Here is a 19,605-nt window from a genome sequence, read left to right as displayed (position 1 = left end):
CACGTTAACGGCGTCAACGCCCTGCGCAATGTCGATCTGCACATTGCCCAGGGCGAACGCGTGGCAATCATCGGCCCCTCGGGGGCCGGCAAGTCCAGCCTGCTCAATGTGCTCGCCACTGCCCTGCAACCCAGCAGCGGCGAGCTGCACGTGCTCGGTGCCCAACCTTGGCAGCTCTCTGGTCGCCAGCGCCAGCGCCTGCGTGCGCGGATTGGCCTGGTGCATCAGGCCCCGCCGCTACCGGCGCGGCAACGCGTGGTAACAGCGGTGCTAGCCGGCAAACTCGGCCAGTGGAGCTTGGCCAAAAGCCTGCTCAACCTGCTCCATCCGCTGGATATAGCCGGGGCACAGCGTGAGCTGGCCAAGCTGGATTTGGCCGACAAACTGTTCGCCCAATGCCAGCAGCTGTCCGGCGGCCAGTTGCAGCGCGTGGGTATCGCCCGCGCGTTGTACCAGGCGCCCGAGCTGCTGCTGGCCGATGAGCCCGTGTCCGCGATGGACCCGGTGCTCGCCGCGCATACGCTGAGTGTGCTGTGTCGGCATGCCGAAGCCAGCGGCGTCACCCTGATCGCCAGCCTGCACGCGGTGGAGCTGGCCCTGGCGCATTTTCCGCGCGTGATCGGCCTGCGCGACGGGCAGATTTTGTTCGACCGCCCGGCCGCTGAAGTCGACCAGGCGCAGCTCGATGCGCTGTATGCCAACGAACAACTGCTGTCGCCGCCTGCGCCCAGCGTGACTTTGAGCGTGCAGATCCCCCGATGCTGACACGCGCAAGCCGTGACCCGGCCGCCCTGCCCCGTCTGCTGCTAAGCCTGCTGGCACTGGCTCTGCTGTGGCCCGGCATCCAGCTCAGCGAGCTGGATCTGGGCGTGCTGCTGCAAGCCGACAGCCAAAGCGAGATGGGCCGTTTCGTCGCCGCGTTCTGGCCACCAGCGCATGACGCGGAATTTCTCGATCTCCTGCTGCAAGCCACCTTGCAAACACTGGCCATTGCCACTGCCGGCATGGCCCTGGCGCTGCTGTTGGCGATTCCGGCGAGCCTGCTGGCCAGTCGTGCCCTGTCGCTCTCGGCGGCTTCCCGCGGCGGTCGACCTAAAGCGCTGGCGCAATTGCTGCGCTGGCCAGTACGCGGGCTGCTGATCTTCTTGCGTAGCGTGCCGGAAATTGTCTGGGCGCTCTTGTTCGTGCGCGCCGTCGGCCTCGGCCCTACAGCTGGCGTGCTGGCCATCGCCATCACCTACAGCGGCATGCTCGGCAAGGTTTACGCGGAAATCTTCGAATCAGTCGACCAGCGCCCGATGCACGCCCTGCTGCAGTCCGGCAGTGGCCGCTTGGCGGCATTTGTCTACGGCATCCTGCCAAATGCCGCGGCGGAACTGACCTCCTACACGGTGTACCGCTGGGAGTGCGCGATCCGCGCCTCGGTAGTCATGGGCTTTGTCGGCGCGGGCGGCCTCGGCCAGCAGATCGACCTGTCGATGCGTATGTTCGCCGGCGGCGAAGTGGCCAGCATGCTGCTGACCTTCCTATTGCTGGTGCTGCTGGCCGACCAACTCAGCCGCTTATTGCGCCGGAGGTTGGCATGAACCGGCTGATCAATCTGCTGCTGTTAGCGGTCATTGGCGTGGCGGTGTACGCCTCATTCGCCTACCTGGGTATCGACCTCGGCACGCTGATCAGTGGCGACAGCCTGACGCTGATGGTTGGCTACGTGCAGCGCTTTCTCAGCCCAGACCTGAGCGCAGAGCACCTGACTGCCATCAGCCGCGGCGCACTGGAAACCTTGGCGATGTCAGCCGTCGGCACCTTACTGGCAGCGGTATTCGGCCTGCTGCTGGCCTTGCCGGCGGCCGGACGTTTCGGCTGGCCACTGCAGAGTACGGCCCGCTTGCTGCTAAACGCCCTGCGCGCAATTCCCGAGCTGGTTTGGGCGGCGCTGATGGTGCTGGCCGCCGGCCTCGGCCCGAATGCCGGTACCTTGGCCCTGGCCCTGCACACCGCCGGGGTACTCGGCCGCTTATTTGCCGAGGCATTGGAAAACACCCCGACCGCACCGGCCGAGGCGATTCGTCTACAAGGCGGCGGCCAGGTCGCGGCGTTCTGCTACGGCACCCTGCCCAACCTGTGGCCGCAACTGTTGGCCTACTGCCTGTACCGCTGGGAAAACAATATCCGTATGGCCAGCGTGCTCGGCTTCGTCGGGGCCGGCGGCCTGGGGCAAATGCTCTACGTCAGCCTCAGCCTGTTCCAGGAAGCACAGGCCAGTACGGTAATCCTGGCGATGTTAGTGCTGGTATTTGGCGTCGACGCCCTAAGTGGCTGGACCCGCCAACGCTGGGTAAGGGCGTAGCCACACCCCGCGGGGAGATTACGCGGCGCTGAGCGACCTGAGCGCCGCTGCAACCAAGCGCAACGGCCACTGTCCAACACCGACGCAGACAACCCCATCCAGCTGCGATCTTATTGTTCCAGGGAGACCTCATTGCCTGCTGTGTTTTTGCGTCACCCCCTGCGCTGGATCGCCTTATTAGTCGGCGGGCTCGGGCTCAAGGCCTCGGTGCTGGCCTGCCCCAGCGGGCAGCAACAAGTGTGTGCAGTGGTGTGCTTCTGTGCCCCGCTCAGCCAAGCCGACATCGACGGCCTCTACGAAGACGCCACCCAGCTCGCCGCCTCCGGTCTTGAACAAGGGTTGCGGCAAGCGCGTGAACGCGCGGTAGCCGACGGAACCGAGCCTGTGCCGCTGCATATCCGCGCACAACTAGAAGCCTATTTCGATCTCGCGGTGCTCGACTCGGCGCGCTTTAAGGTCGGCGGCGACGAGACACTCAACGCCGGCAATGCCCTGCTGCAAAACCCCGACGTGCAGGCGGTGACGCTGATCGACATCATCGTCTTCCGCAACACTGAGGACGCGCAGCAGAATGTCGCGCTCTGGGCCCATGAGCTGTTGCATGTGCAGCAATACCAGCAGTGGGGCGTGCGCGAATTTACCCGCCGCTACACCCGCGACCATGACGCCATCGAAACGCCGGCTTACCAGCTGCAAATTAAGGTCGACCGGGCGCTGCGCAATCAGCTGAGCCAGAGCGCAACGGCCCCATGACTAGCGGCTGAAACATCTGCCATGCCGCCGACAAAACCGCCAAGGCAAGGTTAAACGCAGCCTAGTGAGCTAGCCACGCCGCCTGCCGCTGACGCACGGCGACGTCATGCGCCAGCAGCGCCTCGATAAAGCACTGCGCCGCCAGCGATAAGCGCCGGCCGTGCAGACGAGCAACCCCGAAGCGCCCGCTCAGGCCCGGAGCAAGGCTGCGCAATGCCTGCAAGTCGCCGCGCTGCAACTCGTCTTCCACCATAAACCACGGCAACATCGCCAGTGCCTCACAGCCCAGTAAAAGATGCTTAAGCATGGCTGAGCTGTCGCAGGTGATCGCCAGTTTCCACTGCGCCCGCCAGGTGTTCTGTAACGCACTGGGCAGGCGTTTGAGCAGCTCCTCGCGAATGGCTTCAGGCAGGTTTGGCCCAGCCAGCGGATACTGCAACAGCGCTTCAAAACCAGGTGCGGCCTGTTCTAGCAATGGATGGCCAGCGCGGCACACCGACAACGTGTGGTGCTCACCGAGGGCTTGCACGGCATAGCAGGGGTCGTCTTCAACCTCGTGTAAATCAACCACCATCAGGTCGATTTCGCGGCGTTGCAAGCGCGCGGGCAGTTCTTGCCAGGGCGCCAATATCACCTCCAAATGCACGCCAGGATGGGCCCGGCTCAATGTGGCCAGCACCGGGGCGACTAGGGCTGCGCCGGCAAACGGGCCAACCCCTATGCGTAACTCCCCCTGCTCCAAACCGCGCGCCAGTTGCAGGTCATGCTTGAGGTCTTGCGCGTACAACAGCAATTTACGGGCATGCTGCAACAGCAACTCGCCCATCGCCGTAGGGGTCACTTCACGGTGACTGCGATCAAACAGGTGCTCGCCAACTTGCGCTTCCAGCGCTTGTAAGCTGCGTGATAGCGCCGGCTGAGAGAGATGAAGCGCCTCTGCAGCGCGGGCAAAATTGCCATGTTCGGCGAGGGCAAGGGCATGACGCAGGTGACGGAGCTCTATATTCATGTCTTATACGCATTGAAAAGATGCTTTAGCTGCATTGGACGCATGGTATGCCACGCCCCATTCTCTGGCTACTCACCTCGCGGAGAACGCCAATGAATCTGCCCTTGCGCTGGTTATTACCCAGCACCCTATTGTTACTCAGCGCCTGCAGCGACAGCCCCGCGCCCAGCACCAGCGCCGCTACACCCAGCACACAAGCAGCCCAGGCCAAGGTGGCTGAGCAATACGACCTGAGCCAAACCGAGGGGCTGGCCCAGGCGCACCGGGGATTAATTGCCGCACCACAGGGCCAGGTGCGCGATGCCGACGGCCAGCTAATCTGGGACTTTGACAGCTTCGCCTTTATCCAGGACGAAGCGCCTGCGACCGTCAACCCGAGCCTATGGCGGCAGGCCCTGCTAAATAACCAGATTGGCTTGTTCAAAGTCAGCGAAAAAATCTACCAACTGCGCGGCTTCGACCTGGCCAATATGACCCTGATCGAGGGCGACAGCGGCTGGATTGTTATCGACCCGCTGACCAGCCGAGAAACCGCCGCCTTCGCCATGGACTTTGTTGCTCAACATCTGGGCAAGCGTCAGATCAGCGCAATGATATTCAGCCACAGCCATGTTGATCACTTTGGCGGCGCCCTCGGCGTGCTCAGTGCCGAAGACGCCAAGGCTCGGCAAGTACCGGTGATTGCGCCGGCCGGTTTTATGCAGGAGGCCACCAGCGAAAACCTGATGATGGGCGTCGCCATGGCCCGGCGCGCCACATTTATGTATGGCAAGCGCCTGCCACGCAATGCCGAGGGCATGGTGGATAACGGCTTGGGCAAGGCGGTGGCGTTCGGCCATATGGGCATTCTGCCGCCGACCCAACTGATCAGCGCCAGCGAACAAGCGCTGAGCGTCGATGGCGTACGCTTTGTCTTCTACAACACTCCCGGAGCGGAAGCGCCGGCAGAGATGACCTTCAGCCTGCCAGAGCTGAACGCCTTTGGCGGCGCTGAGCTGCTCTCACAAACCCTGCACAACCTTTACACCCTGCGCGGTGCCAAGGTGCGCGATACCCTGCAATGGGCCAACTACATTGACGCCAGCCGTACGCACGCCGCCGAGGCGCAAGTGCTGTTCAACCAGCACCACTGGCCGGTGTGGGGGCAAAACAACATTCAGGCGTTTCTCACTGCGCAGCGTGATGTCTACCGCTATCTGCACGACCAAACCGTACGTTTGATGAACGCCGGGCTCACCGCACCGGAGATCGCCGAGCAATTACGCCTGCCGCCAAGCCTCGACCAACACCTGCACGTGCATGGCTACTACGGCACGCTTAAACACAACGTACGCGGTATCTATCAGTTCTACCTGGGCTGGTATGACGCCAACCCAGCCAACCTCGACCCGTTACCACCGGTGGCGGCGGCGGCCAAGTACGTAGCACTGGCCGGGGGCAGCGAGCAGTTGCTGGCGAGCGCCGAACAGGCCTATGCCGAGGGTGACTATCGCTGGGCGGCCGAACTGGGTAAGCACCTGCTGTATGCCAACCCTGAGCATGCAGCTGCCCGCGACCTGCAAGCACGGAGCTTTGAGCAACTGGGCTATCAGGCCGAGTCAGCATCGTGGCGTAACGTTTACCTGAGCGGTGCCTATGAGCTGCGCCATGGTCTGCCGGAATCCGGTTTCACCCCAGTAATGATGCTCGACATGCTCAAGCACACGGCACCCGAACGTTTTCTGGAAGTGATGGCGACCAAGTTGGATGGCGTAGCGGCCGCCGACAGTACGCTGCGGGTTAACCTCAACTTCACCGACAGCGATGTGCGCTTTCACCTGTGGATCGAGAACGCCGTGCTACACCACCGTCGCATGGCTGAAGACGAAGTCGCCGAAGCTGACGCCAGCCTCAACCTAAGCCAAGACTTTTTCTTGCAAATGATCGCCGGCCAGGCCGGTGTCGGGGCCTTACTCAGCTCTGATCAGGTGTCGATCGACGGCAGTGCGCTGGCACTGGGACGCTTCTTTAGCCTGCTAGACAAGCCAGATGGACGCTTCCCTATCGTCACCCGTCAGTAAGCAATCAAGTGCTTGCCGCTAAATAGGTCGGCAGTGCAGCCAATACCGCTGCGCTGTTTGGCCTGTGCAGCAGATATACGCCATGCACAGCTGCAAACACTCACGCCCACTACACCGGACATTAGCCCACAGATATTTACTAGAGATAGTGACAGGCGATCGATTGGAACGGCGCGGGTAGCGCCGCTCCCGCACCAGCCTGGTAGGCCGGTGCATCGCATCGAAATGCCAGAGAGGAAGAAACGCCTCGTACGGGCGGGTAGCCCCCGTTACCGGGTGTACGAAGGGCGCTGCGTGACGGCAGGTGCCGCGTGCAGCATCAGGTACTTGGGCAAAGTCCCTGGGGGTGGCGGTAAGCCGGTACTGCGTACTACCCCCGGCAGGCGAACCTGCCGGGTTTAATGCTCGGTGCTGTGAGCAGCGGCCAACCGCGCCGCTACTCACAGCGGCAGCGACTTAACCGATGGTCATCAGGCTGGCGTTACCGCCCGCCGCTGCAGTGTTGATGCTCAGGGCGTGCTCGATCAACAGGCGCTCCAGCGGGATGTCAGTCTCGCCTTTATGCAAGCCATGCACACCGATAATCGCGCCAGGACGCTGAGCGGCCAACTGACAGACTTCGCGCAGCTGGTCGGAGTCACCATGGTGCAGGATCGCGTCGAACACGGTTTCGCTGCTGCTCCACTGGTTGAGCACAGTGATGCGCTGTTGCACCGCCTTGGGCAGCGTGGTGAACAGCTCCTGAGTCAGGGTGCTTTCCTGCCACAGCACCTGGCAACCACAGACAACGCCGCCGCCAGTTGCGCCAGCAAGTCGCTGCGCTCATCCGCCAGGCACAGCACATGCTCACGTGGCAGCAGGCTGTAGCTGTTGCGCTCACCGGTTGGGCCGGTGAGCATCTGCACGGTGCCGCTCTGCGCCAACTCAACATACTGCGCGCTCAGCGCCGACAGGCTCGGCTCGTGCTTGGCGGCCCATTCCTGCAGCGCCTGAATCACCTTGGTCTGCTCGGCTGGACGGGTAATCTCGCCACTTTCCTGCTGCAACTGCTTGGCCACGGCGTCCTGCGGACGGGTTGCCAGCAAGCGGTACATGTACAGCGGGCCACCGGCTTTCGGGCCAGTGCCAGAGAGGCCTTCACCACCGAACGGCTGCACGCCGACGACTGCGCCAACCATGTTGCGGTTGACGTAGAGGTTGCCGACTTTGGCGCTGTTAACCACCTGGGCGATGGTTTCATCGATACGCGTGTGCACACCCAAGGTCAGGCCATAACCGCTGTCGTTGATCTGCTGCAGCAGCTTGCCAAGGTCCGCACGGGCATAACGCACCACGTGCAGCACAGGGCCGAAGATCTCACGGGTCATCTCGTCGAAGCTGTCCAGCTCGATCAGCGTCGGCGTGACGAAAGTACCGCGGCTGAGGTCATCGCCAGTGGCGCGGGCCGCCTGGAAGATCTTGCGACCCTTCTCACGCATTTTCGCGATGTGCTGGTCGATATTATCTTTGGCTTCGGCATCAATCACCGGGCCAATGTCGGTGCTCAGGCGCTCCGGGTTGCCCAGGCTGTATTCAGCCATAGCGCCCTTGAGCATGTTGATCACCCGATCCGCCACATCGTCCTGCACGCACAGTACGCGCAGGGCCGAGCAACGCTGGCCGGCGCTGTCGAAGGCCGAGGCCACCACATCGACCACCACCTGCTCGGTGAGCGCCGAGGAGTCGACGATCATGCTGTTAAGGCCGCCGGTTTCGGCGATCAGCGGGATGGTGCGACCCTGGGCATCCAGACGACCGGCGAGGTTGCGCTGGATAATCCCGGCCACTTCGGTGGAACCGGTGAACATCACCCCACGCACGCGCTCGTTGCCAATCAAACCGGCACCCACTGTTTCACCACGGCCCGGCAGCAGCTGCACGGCACCAGCAGGCACGCCGGCCTCCAGCAGAATGCGCACGGCTTGCGCAGCGATCAGCGGGGTTTGCTCAGCCGGCTTGGCCAGCACGGTGTTACCGGCGGCCAACGCAGCAGCAACCTGACCACTGAAAATCGCCAGCGGGAAGTTCCACGGGCTGATGCACACCACTGGGCCCAGCGGGCGGTGGCTGTCATTGCTGAAGTGGTTACGCGCCTGCGCGGCGTAGTAACGCAGGAAGTCCACCGCCTCGCGCACTTCGGCGATGGCGTTGGCAAAGGTCTTGCCCGACTCACGCACCAGCAGGCCCATCAGTTGCTGGATTTCCGCTTCCATCTGGTCGGCGGCGCGATCGAGTACGGCGGCGCGCTCGGCCGGCAGAGTCGACTGCCAGATCTGCCCACTGGATACCGCGCAGAGCACGGCATTTTGCACATCCTGCTCGCTGGCCTCATGCACGTGACCGACGATGTCACGATGATCCGCCGGGTTGCGCACCGGCTGCGCCTCACCCAGCTCAGGCGTGTCGCAGCCAAGCAGTGGCATGGCCTTGTAAGCGTTATTAGTGCTGCTCAACAGTGCCGAGGACAGCGAGCCCAGACGGTGCTCGTTGGCCAGGTCGATGCCTTCAGAGTTCAACCGAGCATCGCCATAAAGGGCACGCGGCAGGGCGATGCGCGGGTGCGGCAGGCCGAGGCCACCTTCCTGCGCGGCCATCTGCTCAATCTGCTGCACCGGGTCAAGCACCAGCTCTTTGATCGAGATGCTGTGGTCGGCGATGCGGTTAACGAACGAGGTGTTCGCGCCGTTTTCCAACAGGCGACGCACCAGGTAAGCCAGCAGGGTTTCATGGCTGCCCACTGGCGCGTAAATACGGCACGGACGGTTCAGCTTGCCATCGGCAACCTTGCCCACCACTTGCTCATAGAGCGGCTCACCCATGCCGTGCAGGCACTGGAATTCGTATTGGCCCGGGTAGTAGTTCTGCCCAGCCAATTGATAGATCGCCGACAACGAATGGGCATTGTGGGTGGCGAACTGCGGGTAGATCGCTTCCGGCACGGCCAGCAGCTTGCGCGCACAGGCGATGTAAGAAACGTCGGTGTAAGTCTTGCGCGTGTACACCGGGTAGCCTTCCAGGCCTTCGACTTGGGCGCGCTTGATCTCGCTGTCCCAGTACGCGCCTTTTACCAGGCGGATCATCAGGCGGTGACGGCTGCGCTTAGCCAGATCGATGACGTAATCGATCACATACGGGCAGCGCTTCTGGTAGGCCTGGATGACAAAGCCGATGCCGTTCCAGCCAGTCAGGGCCGGGTCGAAGCATAGACGTTCGAGCAGATCGAGGGAGATTTCCAGGCGATCCGCTTCTTCGGCGTCGATGTTCAGGCCGATGTCGTACTGCTTGGCCAGCTTGGTCAAGCCCAACAGGATTGGGTACAGCTCGTCCATTACGCGGTCGTACTGCGCGCGGCTGTAGCGCGGGTGCAGCGCCGACAACTTGATCGAAATGCCTGGGCCTTCATAAATGCCACGGCCGTGGGAGGCCTTGCCGATGGCATGAATCGCCTGTTCGTAAGACGCCAGGTAGCGCTTGGCGTCTTCGTCGGTCAGCGCAGCTTCGCCGAGCATGTCGTAGGAATAACGGAAGCCTTTGCTTTCCATAGTGGTGGCATTGGCGAGGGCTTCGGCGATGGTTTCGCCGGTGACAAACTGCTCGCCCATCAGGCGCATGGACATGTCCACGCCCTTGCGAATCAGCGGCTCGCCGCCTTTGCCGATAATGCGATTGAGCGAGGAGACCATGCCGGCTTCGTTGTGCGTGGAGACCAATTTACCAGTGATCAACAAGCCCCAGGAGGCGGCGTTGACGAACATCGACGGGCTGTTGCCCAGGTGCTGGCTCCAATTGCCGTTGCTAATCTTGTCGCGGATCAGCGCGTCACGCGTGGCCTTGTCGGGAATACGCAGCAGCGCTTCGGCCAGGCACATCAGCGCCACACCTTCCTGCGACGACAGCGAGAATTCCTGCAGCAAACCCTGCACCAGGCCCTGACGGCCACCGGCATTCTTCTGGCTGCGCAGCTTCTCGGCAATGCTCATGGCCAGCTTGTTGCTGGCCTCAGCCATGTCCTTGGGCAGACGCGCCTGCTCCAGCAGCATCGGCACGGCCTCGGTTTCCGGACGGCGATAAGCCCCGGTAATCGCGGCACGCAGCACCGATTGCGGGAGGATGCTTTCGGCAAAATCGAGGAACACCTGCAAACCCTGCTCAGTCAGGGTCTCAACCGACTCCTCACCGGCGACGGCCGCCAGGCCCGAATGCTCAGCGGGGGTCAGACCACCCTCAATCTGCTCCAGGTAATTAAAGATTGCCTGTTTGATCAACCAGTGCGGCGTGCGGTCAATTGACTGCGCAGCCTGCTTGAGGCGATCACGGGTTGCATCATCGAGCTTTACGCCAAGGGTAGTGGTGGCCATTGGTTTATCCTGTTATGGGCTGGAGCACGGCAAAAAAACTGGCGCGAGATTAAACCTCTCGAGGCTAAAGGTGCAACTAGGCGCAACCCAACTAAAGTGCACGCCTGAAAGCTCACCAGTCACCTGAAACCCAACCACATAGAGTGCAAGCCTGAAACCTGAGGCTGCCTACAGGGAAAATCCGCAGCGGCGGGGTTAAACAGCTGTTTAAAAAAAGCATTAATCTTCCGACGACAGGTACAACCTAAAACCATAAAAAGGTTGCACCCAACACTTATACGCACTGAATTGAGCAAAGCACAGTCGCAACACTCACGCTGCTCAACCGACAGAATGCTTACGCCGATCAGTGCAACCGCCCATAAAGCATAGACAACCAGGATATTGGGCCATTCGCGGGGCCTGGCAGAACCGCCGCAACGACAGCATAAATAGCCGGCGACACGTATCTCAGGCTAAGCTCGGGACGGCATTAACAAGGAGATGCTTATGACTGCCAAGGAAGCGCAATTGACCGAACTGCTCAGCCTGTCCACACGGACGCTCACCCACCTGACGGCCGCCACCACGGCGATGTCATTTGAGCTGCTGAAGGCACAGGACAGCGCCGTACACGACAGCGCCCGCAAGATGATTGAGCGCATGCTGGCGATCAGCAGCGAACTGGACCAGCAATGGCAACTGATTGGCCAACTGGCGGGCACTCCAGTCGAATCCGGCAACAGCCTGGAGCAAGTCGAGCTACAAAGCCTGGAAGCCTCGGAACGCTAACTGGCGGGCGGTTAAGCCCGCGCCCAACGGGCGCCACCCGCGGACGCACCAACATAAGGCTGAAACTGTCCGCCCGGTCAGTTAATAGTGCATGCACAACCTTTACATCCTTCGCAAACTCACTAAAGTGCGCGCCCAAGCTGCTGCCGAAGGCTCAGCATGGTGGACCTGTGAGCAAATATGGAATGTGGCCTTGTTCTTGCTCTAGGACCAGCTAGCCTGACCATTCAGACAGGTTTAATAACGACAATTCAGCACTTTGGGGAGCACCACTCGATGAACCGTACTCTTTCTTCTCTGGCCCTGGCCGGCGGGCTGCTGGCAGGCGGCCAGGCAGTAGCGGGTGATCTGCTGCAGTGGCAGAACAACAGTCTGAGCTATCTATATGGCCAGAATTACAAAGTAGACCCGGAAATCCAGCAGACCATCACCTTCGAGCACGCCAGCGGCTGGAGCGTCGGTGACCTGTTCTTCTTCGTCGACACCATCAAATACAACACCGACGCCACCAATGGTGCCGGCGACGGTCATACCTTCTACGGTGAGTTCTCCCCGCGCCTGTCGTTCGGCAAGCTGTTCAACACCAAGCTGGAGTTTGGCCCGATCAAGGATGTGCTGCTGGCCACCACTTATGAATTCGGCGAAGACGATGTCGATTCCTACCTGATCGGCCCGGGTTTTGATCTGGCGATCCCCGGCTTCGACTACTTCTCGCTGAACTTCTACAACCGCACCACGGACGGCAAGCGCGACGGCGATAACGTCTGGCAGATCACCCCGGTGTGGAGCTACACCATCCCAGTCGGCAAATCCGACATCGTCATCGACGGCTTTATGGACTGGGTCGTGGATAACGACAAGGACTACCATGCCAACCTGCACTTCAACCCACAGATCAAATACGACCTGGGCAAAGCCATGAGCTGGGGCGAGAAGCAGCTGTACGTCGGTATCGAGTACGACTACTGGAAAGACAAATACGGCATCGACGACAACAGCTACCTCGGTGACACCATTCTTAAAGGCACCGATCAGAACACCGCCAGCCTGCTGGTCAAAATGCACTTCTGATACCCCGCTGAACCCCGCCAGCACTGCCACTGCAGGCTGGCGGGCATCCCTCGCAGCACACGGCATCGCGCTTATTTTTCGCACTGCGGCGTAATCGCACAGATCTCAGGGTCTTCTACTCTGTGATTACTCAGCAGTGGAACCCCAATATGCCCATCGCCCTGCCCCGCTCCCTCGCCTACGCCCTACTCGTCAGCCTGCTCGTCACGCTGAGCGCTTGCAGCACCCTGGCCCCTCGCGACCCGTTACAGATTCAGCTGGTTGGCATCGAACCCTTGGCGGGTGAAGGCCTGGAAATGCGTTTTGCGATCAAGCTACGTGTGCAAAACCCCAACGACAGGCCGATTGATTTCAATGGCGTCGCCCTGCAACTGAAGGTCAACCAGCAACCGCTGCTCAATGGTGTCAGCGACCAAAGCGGTCAGGTACCACGTTATGGCGAGAGCATCCTGCACATTCCAGTCAGCCTCTCCGCCTACGCCGCGCTGCGCCAAGCCTGGGGTGTGGCCGGCTATCAGGACGGCAAGGGTCTGCCCTACGAGCTGAGCGGCAAGCTCGCCGGCGGCCTGTTTGGCACCCGGCGTTTCGAGGACCGCGGCATACTTAATTGGCCGCAGCTTCCAGCCGCCAGCAGCCGCCTGTAAAACCAGGGGCGACAAAACCCTATACACTATGCGGCCTTTTCTTATTCCCCCAGTAAGGACCCCGCCGTGAGCACGTTGCCGCCCTGCCCCAAATGCAACTCCGAATACACCTATGAAGACGGCACCCAGCTGATCTGCCCCGAGTGCGCCCACGAATGGTCGGCCAACGCCGCCAGCGAAGCGGCAGATGACACCAAGGTGATCAAGGATTCGGTCGGCAACGTGCTGCAGGATGGCGACACCATCACCGTGATCAAGGACCTGAAAGTCAAAGGCTCCTCCCTTGTGGTCAAAGTGGGCACCAAGGTCAAAGGCATCCGCCTGTGCGACGGCGACCACGACATCGACTGCAAGATCGATGGCATTGGCGCCATGAAGCTGAAGTCCGAGTTCGTGCGCAAAGTCTGATCAGCGCACTGACGGTCTCGCCAAGCCCCGGCCTAAGTGCTGGGGTTTTTTATGCACACAATTACGCCCCGCCTAGCGTGCAGCCCTGCATGCGATTAGCTAGCATCACTTACGAGCACACCGCTCGATAAGGCCCACGCCCGGAGGACGTCATGCGTAATGCCGCGCTGTGTCTGCTGCTGTTAATACCCTGGGGGTTACAGGCCGAAGAGTGGAAGGTGGCCGGCGACGAACAGTTTGCCCCCTACAGCTTTGTCACCCTCGACGATGACCAGCCACGCGGGCTGGATGTCGAGCTGGTGGAAGCGGTGATGCACGAAGCCAAAATCCCTTACAGCCTGCGCCTGTACCCGTGGCAGCGGGTCAAACGCATGCTCGAACGTAACGACGTGACCATGGCCTTCCAGTTTGTCGGCACCCCCGAGCGGATGCAGCAGTACGAGCTGGTCGGGCCAATTCGCACCGGCTCCACCGTGTTTATGACCACAGAAAAAACCGCCATTGCGGACTGGCGCAGCCTGGATGACCTGTCGCCCTACGTTATCGGCCAGGTGCGCGGCTATGCCTACCAAGCGGACTTCGACAAGGCCGACCTGCGGCGTGACAGCAGCGCGCAGAACCCCCGCCAGCTGGTGTCTATGCTGCTGGCCGGACGCATCGACATCATTGTCGGCGACCGTGTCCAACTGATGTACTTCGTCCGCGAACAACGCGCCGAACAAAGCGTGCGCATCCTCGCCAAGCCCCTAGTGGAAATGCCGCGCTATGTGGCCTTCAGCAAAGGCGATCGCGACCGTGCCGACACGTTCGCAGCAGCGCTGGCGCGTTTACGCGATGCTGGCGTACTGGATACCCTCTACCAACGCTGGCAATAAACTGCCCGCCAATCAAACCTCGGAGTTTTTATGCGCGGCCTGACCCTCACCCTGCTATCGACCACGCTGCTGTTGAGCGCCTGCGGCATCGGCGAAACCGCCGCCACCGCCAGCCTGCAAGCCGAGCAAGCGAAGCAGCTGCAACAGCAAACAGAGCAACTCAAGCAGCAGATTGAGGCCGCCAACGCACAGGGCCAGAAGCGCCTCGAAGAAAGCTATTAAGAGAGCGGTTATTAACAACGGGAAGGGGCGGTTTACTGCACCGGCAGGAAGTTCATAAATAGCAACCCCTGGGCATAACTCACGCCCATGCGCCGGTAGCGCTCATCCAGCACATCGGTGAGCAGATCCAAGCGCGCCACGATCTTGCCGAACTCTACCGCATAGCTGAGGTTGCGCCCCTCGGCGGAAATCTCGTTGGACAGCAACCACGGCGTACCGCCGGCATCCGTGCGTTGCGCAAGCATCCAGCTGGCCTTCTCAATGTTACGCGCCGCATTGTGGATGAACTGCGGATCGAGCGTATCGCTCATGTAGTACTCGGTGCGCCCGCCATGGGCGGTAATCAGCATACTCGCCAGGGCGTAGATAAAAGCCCCAACGCGATCCCCCTGATACTCGGCGCTCAAGGCATAGCTCAGCGCGGCAATATCAGTCCGCCCGCCTAACTGCGGCAGCGGCTGGTCCTGCTCAATCGCGCGGTGCACGGCACGCTTCGCGGTTTGCGCATCAGCCAAGCCGGTTTTGCGCCACTCGCGCGGGTTGCGCAGGTACAGCTTGTCCATCAAACGGTAAAGGCTGTTGAGGTTATTGCGCATGCCCAGAGTTGCCATGCGGTCTGCATGACTCTGGAAAAACTCGGAAGGTTTGATCGGGCTTTGATTGCTGATAATGCTCTGATGGTCCTGCCGTGTAGAGCAACCACTGAGCGCCAGCACGCTGAAAAGCAGCAACCCAGACACCCAACTCCCCCGCCGCGATAGACCCAGAACGGGCATAGCATGGGCGCGTTTTTCCTGCCTTGGTAAACGCTGCACGGGACTCATCAGAGGAGGTCATCCACTGGGGTGTGATGGGGTAACGCTAGCAACAAAATCCAGATTGATCCGCTTTTCTGCCCAAAGGCATGACTTACAGCACAATCAAACACCTAGCTGCGCAAGTTCAGGTTGCGTGCTAACAGACCCGGCTCAGCATCAAAGGTTGCGGACCGCTGATCATTGGCCCGCTAAAAGCCCCGTCGCAGAGCGTTTTAACCGGTATGATCCGCAGCTTTTTTGCTGCCGAGTCCCCCATGCCACGCCTGCTTGCCCTGCTCTGCCTACTCATTGCCCTGCCCACCTTCGCCGAGGCACCCAAAACCTTCAGCGCCGCCAAGAAAATTGCCTGGCGCCTGTATGCCGAACAACCCAAGACCTTCTATTGCAACTGCGCGTACAACGGCAACCGCGTGGACCTCGACAGCTGCGGCTACAGCCCGCGCAAACAATTGCGCCGCGCCCAGCGCCTGGAATGGGAACATGTGGTGCCCGCCTGGGTAATTGGCCATCAGCGCCAATGCTGGCAAAACGGCGGGCGCAAAAACTGCGCGCGTAACGACGCCACCTTCAAGGCTGCCGAAGCCGACTTGCACAACCTGGTACCGAGCATTGGCGAGGTTAATGGCGACCGCTCCAACTACGCCCTCGGCATGCTCAGTGAAAAACCACAGCAATACGGCGCCTGCCCGATGGTGGTCAACTTCAAGGCCAAGACCGCCATGCCACCCGTGCATGCCCGTGGCGCAGCGGCGCGCATCTATTTGTATATGGCTGACCACTACAAACTGCGCCTGTCGAAACTCGACCGCCGCACCTACGAAGCCTGGAACCACCAATACCCGATTAGCGAATGGGAGCGCTGGCGCAACCAGCAAGTGGGCTGCGTGATGGGCTACGGCAACCCCTACGTCGGCGCTGTTGACCCGCGCAGTTGCAGCCCGCTGCGCCGCGCCGGCAACCCACAACGCAACAGTGGTTAAGCCGCAACGCGAGCGCACCGCAAACCCTCGGTGCGCTATTGCCGCTAAACTCAACCCCACCCTGCCAGCCCGAGTCGTCTTCTATGCCTAACCCCGTCATCCCGAGCGCCGCCCACGCCATCGCCGAAACCCGCGCCTGGGTCGACCGCGCCGTGATTGGCCTAAACCTCTGCCCCTTCGCCAAAGCCGTGCAAGTCAAAGGGCAAGTGCGCTACGTGGTGTGCGCCAGCACCGAGCCAGAAGCGCTGCTCAGCGCCTTAATTGACGAACTGCACGCACTGGCTAACGTCGCGCCGAGCGAAACCGACACCACCCTGCTGATCCACCCTGCCGCGCTCACCGACTTTCTCGACTTCAACGACTTTCTTGCCGTGGTCGATGACACCGTGGAAGAGCTCGGCTACAGCGGCATCCTGCAAGTGGCCAGCTTCCACCCGCAGTTCCAATTTGCCGACACCCACGTCAACGATGTCAGCAACGCCACCAACCGCGCGCCCTACCCGACCCTGCACATCCTCCGCGAAGCCAGCATCGACCGCGCCGTCGCAGCCTTCCCCGACCCGGAAGCCATCTTCGACGCCAATATCGACACTCTGGAACAACTCGGCAGCGACGGCTGGGCCGCCCTGCAGGCGCAATGCCGCGACGATGCGCAAAACAGCTAAACCACAAGCCGCCAGTCAGCTAAAGCCAATGCGCAAACGCGGCCTGTAGCCACGTTTACACAGGCTTTACACTGCCGCCTGCAATGCCAGCCACACAGCAGTGTCGAAACAACATGCCGGGAAACCCGGTTTGCAGAGGAGTTTCGACCATGCTGTCACGCATCCCCTTAATCACAGGCCTGCTGGCCTGCCTGGCGCTCGTTGGCCAAGCGCCCGCACAGGCGTCCAACCGCGACGCCGCCATTGCGGGCGTAATCGCCGGCGCCGTGATTGGCGGCGTTATCGTCAGCCAAAGCCGTCCGGTGCAGGCTTATAGCCCGCCGCCACCCGCCTACTACCCACCTCCGCCGGCTTACTACCCGCCGTAACAGGTTTACTACGAGCGCCGCCCGGTCTACTACCACCCGGCGCCGGTGTATTACGTGCAGCAACGACCGCACCATAAGCACTGGCACCAGCCACGCCGGGGTCACAGAAACGAGCATCTCCACGGCTATCGCCGGTAAACGAAAAAGCCCCGCCAATGCGGGGCTTTTTTATACGCATCAGCCTGCACACATGGCCACCAAGGACAGCAACCTGGCACTGCACGCCACTGTTTGCCAGCACCCGGGCGCATAGAGTGCTAAGGACTGATCACAGCCCTACTGGGGCGTGATCGCGCAGCCCGCAGAGGAGACAACCTGATGAATGCCCACGCCCAGTTCACCCACATGCAAGACGGCACCGCCGAAGACTGGCAGATCATCGCCCAGGACTTTCTCGCGCACGCCGCCAAGCTGCCGGAGCGCATCATGGCTCACCTGAAACTGCTTGATGGCGACTTCGGCGGCTTCCCGATTGACCGCCTAAGCCACTCACTGCAGACAGCCACCCTCGCCTACCGCGACGGTCGTGATGAGGAATACGTGGTGTGCGCCCTGCTCCACGACATCGGCGATACCCTCGGCAGCTACAACCACCCAGACATCGCCGCCGCCATGCTCAAGCCCTTCGTCAGCGCGGAGAACCACTGGATGGTGGAAAAACATGGCGTGTTCCAGGGCTACTACTTCTTCCATCACCTGGGCATGGATCGCCACCTGCGCGAGCAATTCAAAGACCACCCGCAGTACCAAGCCACCATCGAGTTCTGCGCCCGCTACGACGCCGCCGCCTTCGACCCGGAAGGTGAAATGCTGCCGCTGGAGTTTTTTGCGCCGATGCTGCGCAGGGTATTCGCGCAGCCCAAGCAGTCGCTTTATATGGCGGTCACCCAATAAGACCGCGGCGCATTGAGTAGATCTAACTGCGCGGTGGCGGTGTTGTGAAATGGCGGATTAAAAACGTCATCCTGCCTACGGGCAGCAACTTGAGGATGCGCAACACCGCGGCGCTGACCACACGCGGATAATGCAAAAGGCCAGTCACTAGACTGGCCTTTTTTGTTTCAGCTGGCATTCAGCTCAAGGCTGCACGCCCTTGACCAGCTGCAACTTCAGCGGATAACCCTGCGCCGGCTGAGTCACCGTTTCCGACTCAACAATACTCTGCACTCGCCCGTCTGCATCCTTGGTCACCGTGACGGTCTTGCTGTAGGTGCTATGCACCACGCAACCAGCCAAACTGCTGATGCTCAGCAATAGACCCAACACCTTGATCTTATTCACTAAAAGGCTCCTGCCTAATTATTTGGCCGGCGAATCTAACATCATCCGGCCATCACGCAAAACAAGCTCGAAAAATCGCAGGCCACAGCGGATACAGGAATGTAAGACGCTGCGGCCCTATTGATCGGGATTGCGCTTTTCACCCTTACGGTGGAACCGATATCAAAATCACCGCACAGGCAGCGGACACACACCAATCGCCAAGCAATACACCCGTAGGATGGGTTGAGCGTAGCGATACCCATCACCCAATCACCCGCAATCCGCACGACTACACTCAGCCAACCTCCCACTGCAAAGGACTGCAGCCATGACCAACTACCGCCGTGACCATACGCCCGGTGCCAGCTGGTTCTTCACCCTTAACCTGGCTGACCGCAGCCAAGCGTTATTGACCGAACAGATCGACTTGCTGCGTGCCAGCTTCCGCAAGGTGATGCGTCAACACCCGTGGCGCATCGACGCCATCGTGATTCTTCCCGACCACCTGCATGCCCTGTGCACCCTGCCACCTGGAGACGCCGATTACGCCTTGCGCTGGCGGCTGATCAAAACCGGATTCTCCCGTGCCCTACCCTAGGGTGAACGTATCCCTGCCAGCCGCCAGCGCAAAGACGAACGCGGTATTTGGCAGCGCCGTTATTGGGAACATCGCATCCGCGACCAGGCCGATTTCAACCGTCATATCGATTACATCCACCACAACCCGCGCAAGCATGGCCATGTGCAGCGCGTAGCCGATTGGCCGTGGTCGTCGTTTCATCGGTATGTGCGGGCTGGGGTAATACCGGAGGATTGGGCAGGCAGTGAAGATATAGATGAGGCAGTTGGCGAGCGCAGCAGCAATGATTTCAGATAGCCATTATTGATGGGTATCGCTACGCTCAACCCATCCTACGGAATCAGGTAACAAGAACGCATCAATAGCAAGGA

Annotated in this window: 18 protein-coding genes and 2 pseudogenes; 16 read left to right on the top strand and 4 right to left on the bottom strand. The window is 60.9% G+C overall.

The genetic code is table 11. From position 1 onward, the window contains the following. From ACEPAJ_RS03245 to ACEPAJ_RS03230, 4 genes are all read left to right on the top strand, one after another. Window positions 1–765, top strand: a 765-nt coding sequence (locus ACEPAJ_RS03245) for a phosphonate ABC transporter ATP-binding protein (RefSeq protein ID WP_425913530.1), incomplete at its 5' end; no start/stop codon positions are given. Further along, window positions 759–1,586 carry a PhnE/PtxC family ABC transporter permease gene (locus ACEPAJ_RS03240; protein WP_425913529.1) on the top strand — a complete coding sequence of 276 codons (828 nt, stop codon included), beginning with the start codon at window positions 759–761 and terminating at the stop codon, window positions 1,584–1,586. The genes ACEPAJ_RS03245 and ACEPAJ_RS03240, both read left to right, overlap by 7 nt. Further along, the gene (gene phnE, locus ACEPAJ_RS03235) at window positions 1,583–2,350 is read left to right on the top strand and encodes a phosphonate ABC transporter, permease protein PhnE (protein WP_425913528.1); all 768 of its coding nucleotides are present in this window, start codon (window positions 1,583–1,585) and stop codon (window positions 2,348–2,350) included. The genes ACEPAJ_RS03240 and phnE overlap by 4 nt, the downstream gene beginning before the upstream one ends. 159 nt (window positions 2,351–2,509) lie before the next feature. Beyond that, window positions 2,510–3,103 (top strand): DUF4157 domain-containing protein, encoded by a 594-nt coding sequence (locus ACEPAJ_RS03230; protein WP_425913552.1) that lies wholly within the window; start codon window positions 2,510–2,512, stop codon window positions 3,101–3,103. A gap of 61 nt (window positions 3,104–3,164) precedes the next feature. On the opposite strand, the gene ACEPAJ_RS03225 is transcribed toward ACEPAJ_RS03230, so the two are convergent. Continuing rightward, window positions 3,165–4,112 carry a LysR family transcriptional regulator gene (locus ACEPAJ_RS03225; protein WP_425913527.1) on the bottom strand — a complete coding sequence of 316 codons (948 nt, stop codon included), beginning with the start codon at window positions 4,110–4,112 and terminating at the stop codon, window positions 3,165–3,167. Between the two features lie 92 nt (window positions 4,113–4,204). Here ACEPAJ_RS03225 and ACEPAJ_RS03220 point away from each other — a divergent pair, with 92 nt between their 5' ends. Further along, window positions 4,205–6,172 carry an alkyl/aryl-sulfatase gene (locus ACEPAJ_RS03220; protein ID WP_425913526.1) on the top strand — a complete coding sequence of 656 codons (1,968 nt, stop codon included), beginning with the start codon at window positions 4,205–4,207 and terminating at the stop codon, window positions 6,170–6,172. Window positions 6,173–6,628: 456 nt separating this feature from the next. Here ACEPAJ_RS03220 and putA read toward each other — a convergent pair. Further along, window positions 6,629–10,569: pseudogene (putA, locus tag ACEPAJ_RS03215) on the bottom strand (trifunctional transcriptional regulator/proline dehydrogenase/L-glutamate gamma-semialdehyde dehydrogenase). Between the two features lie 489 nt (window positions 10,570–11,058). On the opposite strand from putA, the gene ACEPAJ_RS03210 reads away from it, so the two are divergent. The 6 genes from ACEPAJ_RS03210 to ACEPAJ_RS03185 all read left to right on the top strand — a co-directional run bounded on the left by ACEPAJ_RS03210 (window position 11,059) and on the right by ACEPAJ_RS03185 (window position 14,560). Next, entirely contained in the window at window positions 11,059–11,340 is a 282-nt protein-coding gene (locus ACEPAJ_RS03210) for a hypothetical protein (RefSeq protein WP_274086302.1), read from the top strand. Window positions 11,341–11,616: 276 nt separating this feature from the next. Beyond that, entirely contained in the window at window positions 11,617–12,411 is a 795-nt protein-coding gene (locus ACEPAJ_RS03205; protein WP_425913524.1) for an outer membrane protein OmpK, read from the top strand. Window positions 12,412–12,560: 149 nt separating this feature from the next. Continuing rightward, window positions 12,561–13,055, top strand: coding sequence for an LEA type 2 family protein (locus tag ACEPAJ_RS03200; protein WP_425913522.1), 495 nt, complete (start codon window positions 12,561–12,563; stop codon window positions 13,053–13,055). 66 nt (window positions 13,056–13,121) lie between these two features. Continuing rightward, complete coding sequence (locus tag ACEPAJ_RS03195) at window positions 13,122–13,463, top strand: zinc ribbon domain-containing protein YjdM (RefSeq protein WP_425913520.1); 342 nt, start codon at window positions 13,122–13,124, stop codon at window positions 13,461–13,463. A 152-nt stretch (window positions 13,464–13,615) separates the two neighbouring features. Beyond that, window positions 13,616–14,338 (top strand): substrate-binding periplasmic protein, encoded by a 723-nt coding sequence (locus ACEPAJ_RS03190; RefSeq protein ID WP_425913518.1) that lies wholly within the window; start codon window positions 13,616–13,618, stop codon window positions 14,336–14,338. A gap of 30 nt (window positions 14,339–14,368) precedes the next feature. Beyond that, complete coding sequence (locus ACEPAJ_RS03185; RefSeq protein WP_425913517.1) at window positions 14,369–14,560, top strand: hypothetical protein; 192 nt, start codon at window positions 14,369–14,371, stop codon at window positions 14,558–14,560. 32 nt (window positions 14,561–14,592) lie between these two features. Here ACEPAJ_RS03185 and ACEPAJ_RS03180 read toward each other — a convergent pair whose 3' ends face one another. Next, window positions 14,593–15,336, bottom strand: coding sequence for a hypothetical protein (locus ACEPAJ_RS03180; protein WP_425913515.1), 744 nt, complete (start codon window positions 15,334–15,336; stop codon window positions 14,593–14,595). Between the two features lie 296 nt (window positions 15,337–15,632). On the opposite strand from ACEPAJ_RS03180, the gene ACEPAJ_RS03175 reads away from it, so the two are divergent. The 4 genes from ACEPAJ_RS03175 to ACEPAJ_RS03160 all read left to right on the top strand — a co-directional run bounded on the left by ACEPAJ_RS03175 (window position 15,633) and on the right by ACEPAJ_RS03160 (window position 18,285). Continuing rightward, window positions 15,633–16,358: an endonuclease gene (locus ACEPAJ_RS03175; RefSeq protein ID WP_425913513.1), complete on the top strand. Its 726-nt coding sequence runs from the start codon at window positions 15,633–15,635 to the stop codon at window positions 16,356–16,358. A gap of 83 nt (window positions 16,359–16,441) precedes the next feature. Further along, window positions 16,442–17,023, top strand: coding sequence for a DUF1415 domain-containing protein (locus ACEPAJ_RS03170; RefSeq protein WP_425913511.1), 582 nt, complete (start codon window positions 16,442–16,444; stop codon window positions 17,021–17,023). Window positions 17,024–17,172: 149 nt separating this feature from the next. Further along, window positions 17,173–17,391: a hypothetical protein gene (locus ACEPAJ_RS03165; protein ID WP_425913510.1), complete on the top strand. Its 219-nt coding sequence runs from the start codon at window positions 17,173–17,175 to the stop codon at window positions 17,389–17,391. Between the two features lie 318 nt (window positions 17,392–17,709). After that, a complete protein-coding gene (locus tag ACEPAJ_RS03160) occupies window positions 17,710–18,285 on the top strand; it encodes an HD domain-containing protein (RefSeq protein WP_425913509.1) in 576 nt (191 codons plus the stop codon). A 183-nt stretch (window positions 18,286–18,468) separates the two neighbouring features. Here ACEPAJ_RS03160 and ACEPAJ_RS03155 read toward each other — a convergent pair whose 3' ends face one another. Further along, window positions 18,469–18,672, bottom strand: coding sequence for a hypothetical protein (locus ACEPAJ_RS03155; protein ID WP_425913553.1), 204 nt, complete (start codon window positions 18,670–18,672; stop codon window positions 18,469–18,471). A 310-nt stretch (window positions 18,673–18,982) separates the two neighbouring features. On the opposite strand from ACEPAJ_RS03155, the pseudogene ACEPAJ_RS03150 reads away from it, so the two are divergent. Next, window positions 18,983–19,531: pseudogene (locus tag ACEPAJ_RS03150) on the top strand (REP-associated tyrosine transposase). Window positions 19,532–19,605: the final 74 nt, after the last annotated feature.

This window comes from Pseudomonas sp. GWSMS-1 (assembly GCF_049847425.1).
Classification (GTDB): domain Bacteria; phylum Pseudomonadota; class Gammaproteobacteria; order Pseudomonadales; family Pseudomonadaceae; genus Aquipseudomonas.
Note: the sequence above shows the minus strand (reverse complement) of the source record. Positions and strands in the feature narration are given on the sequence as shown.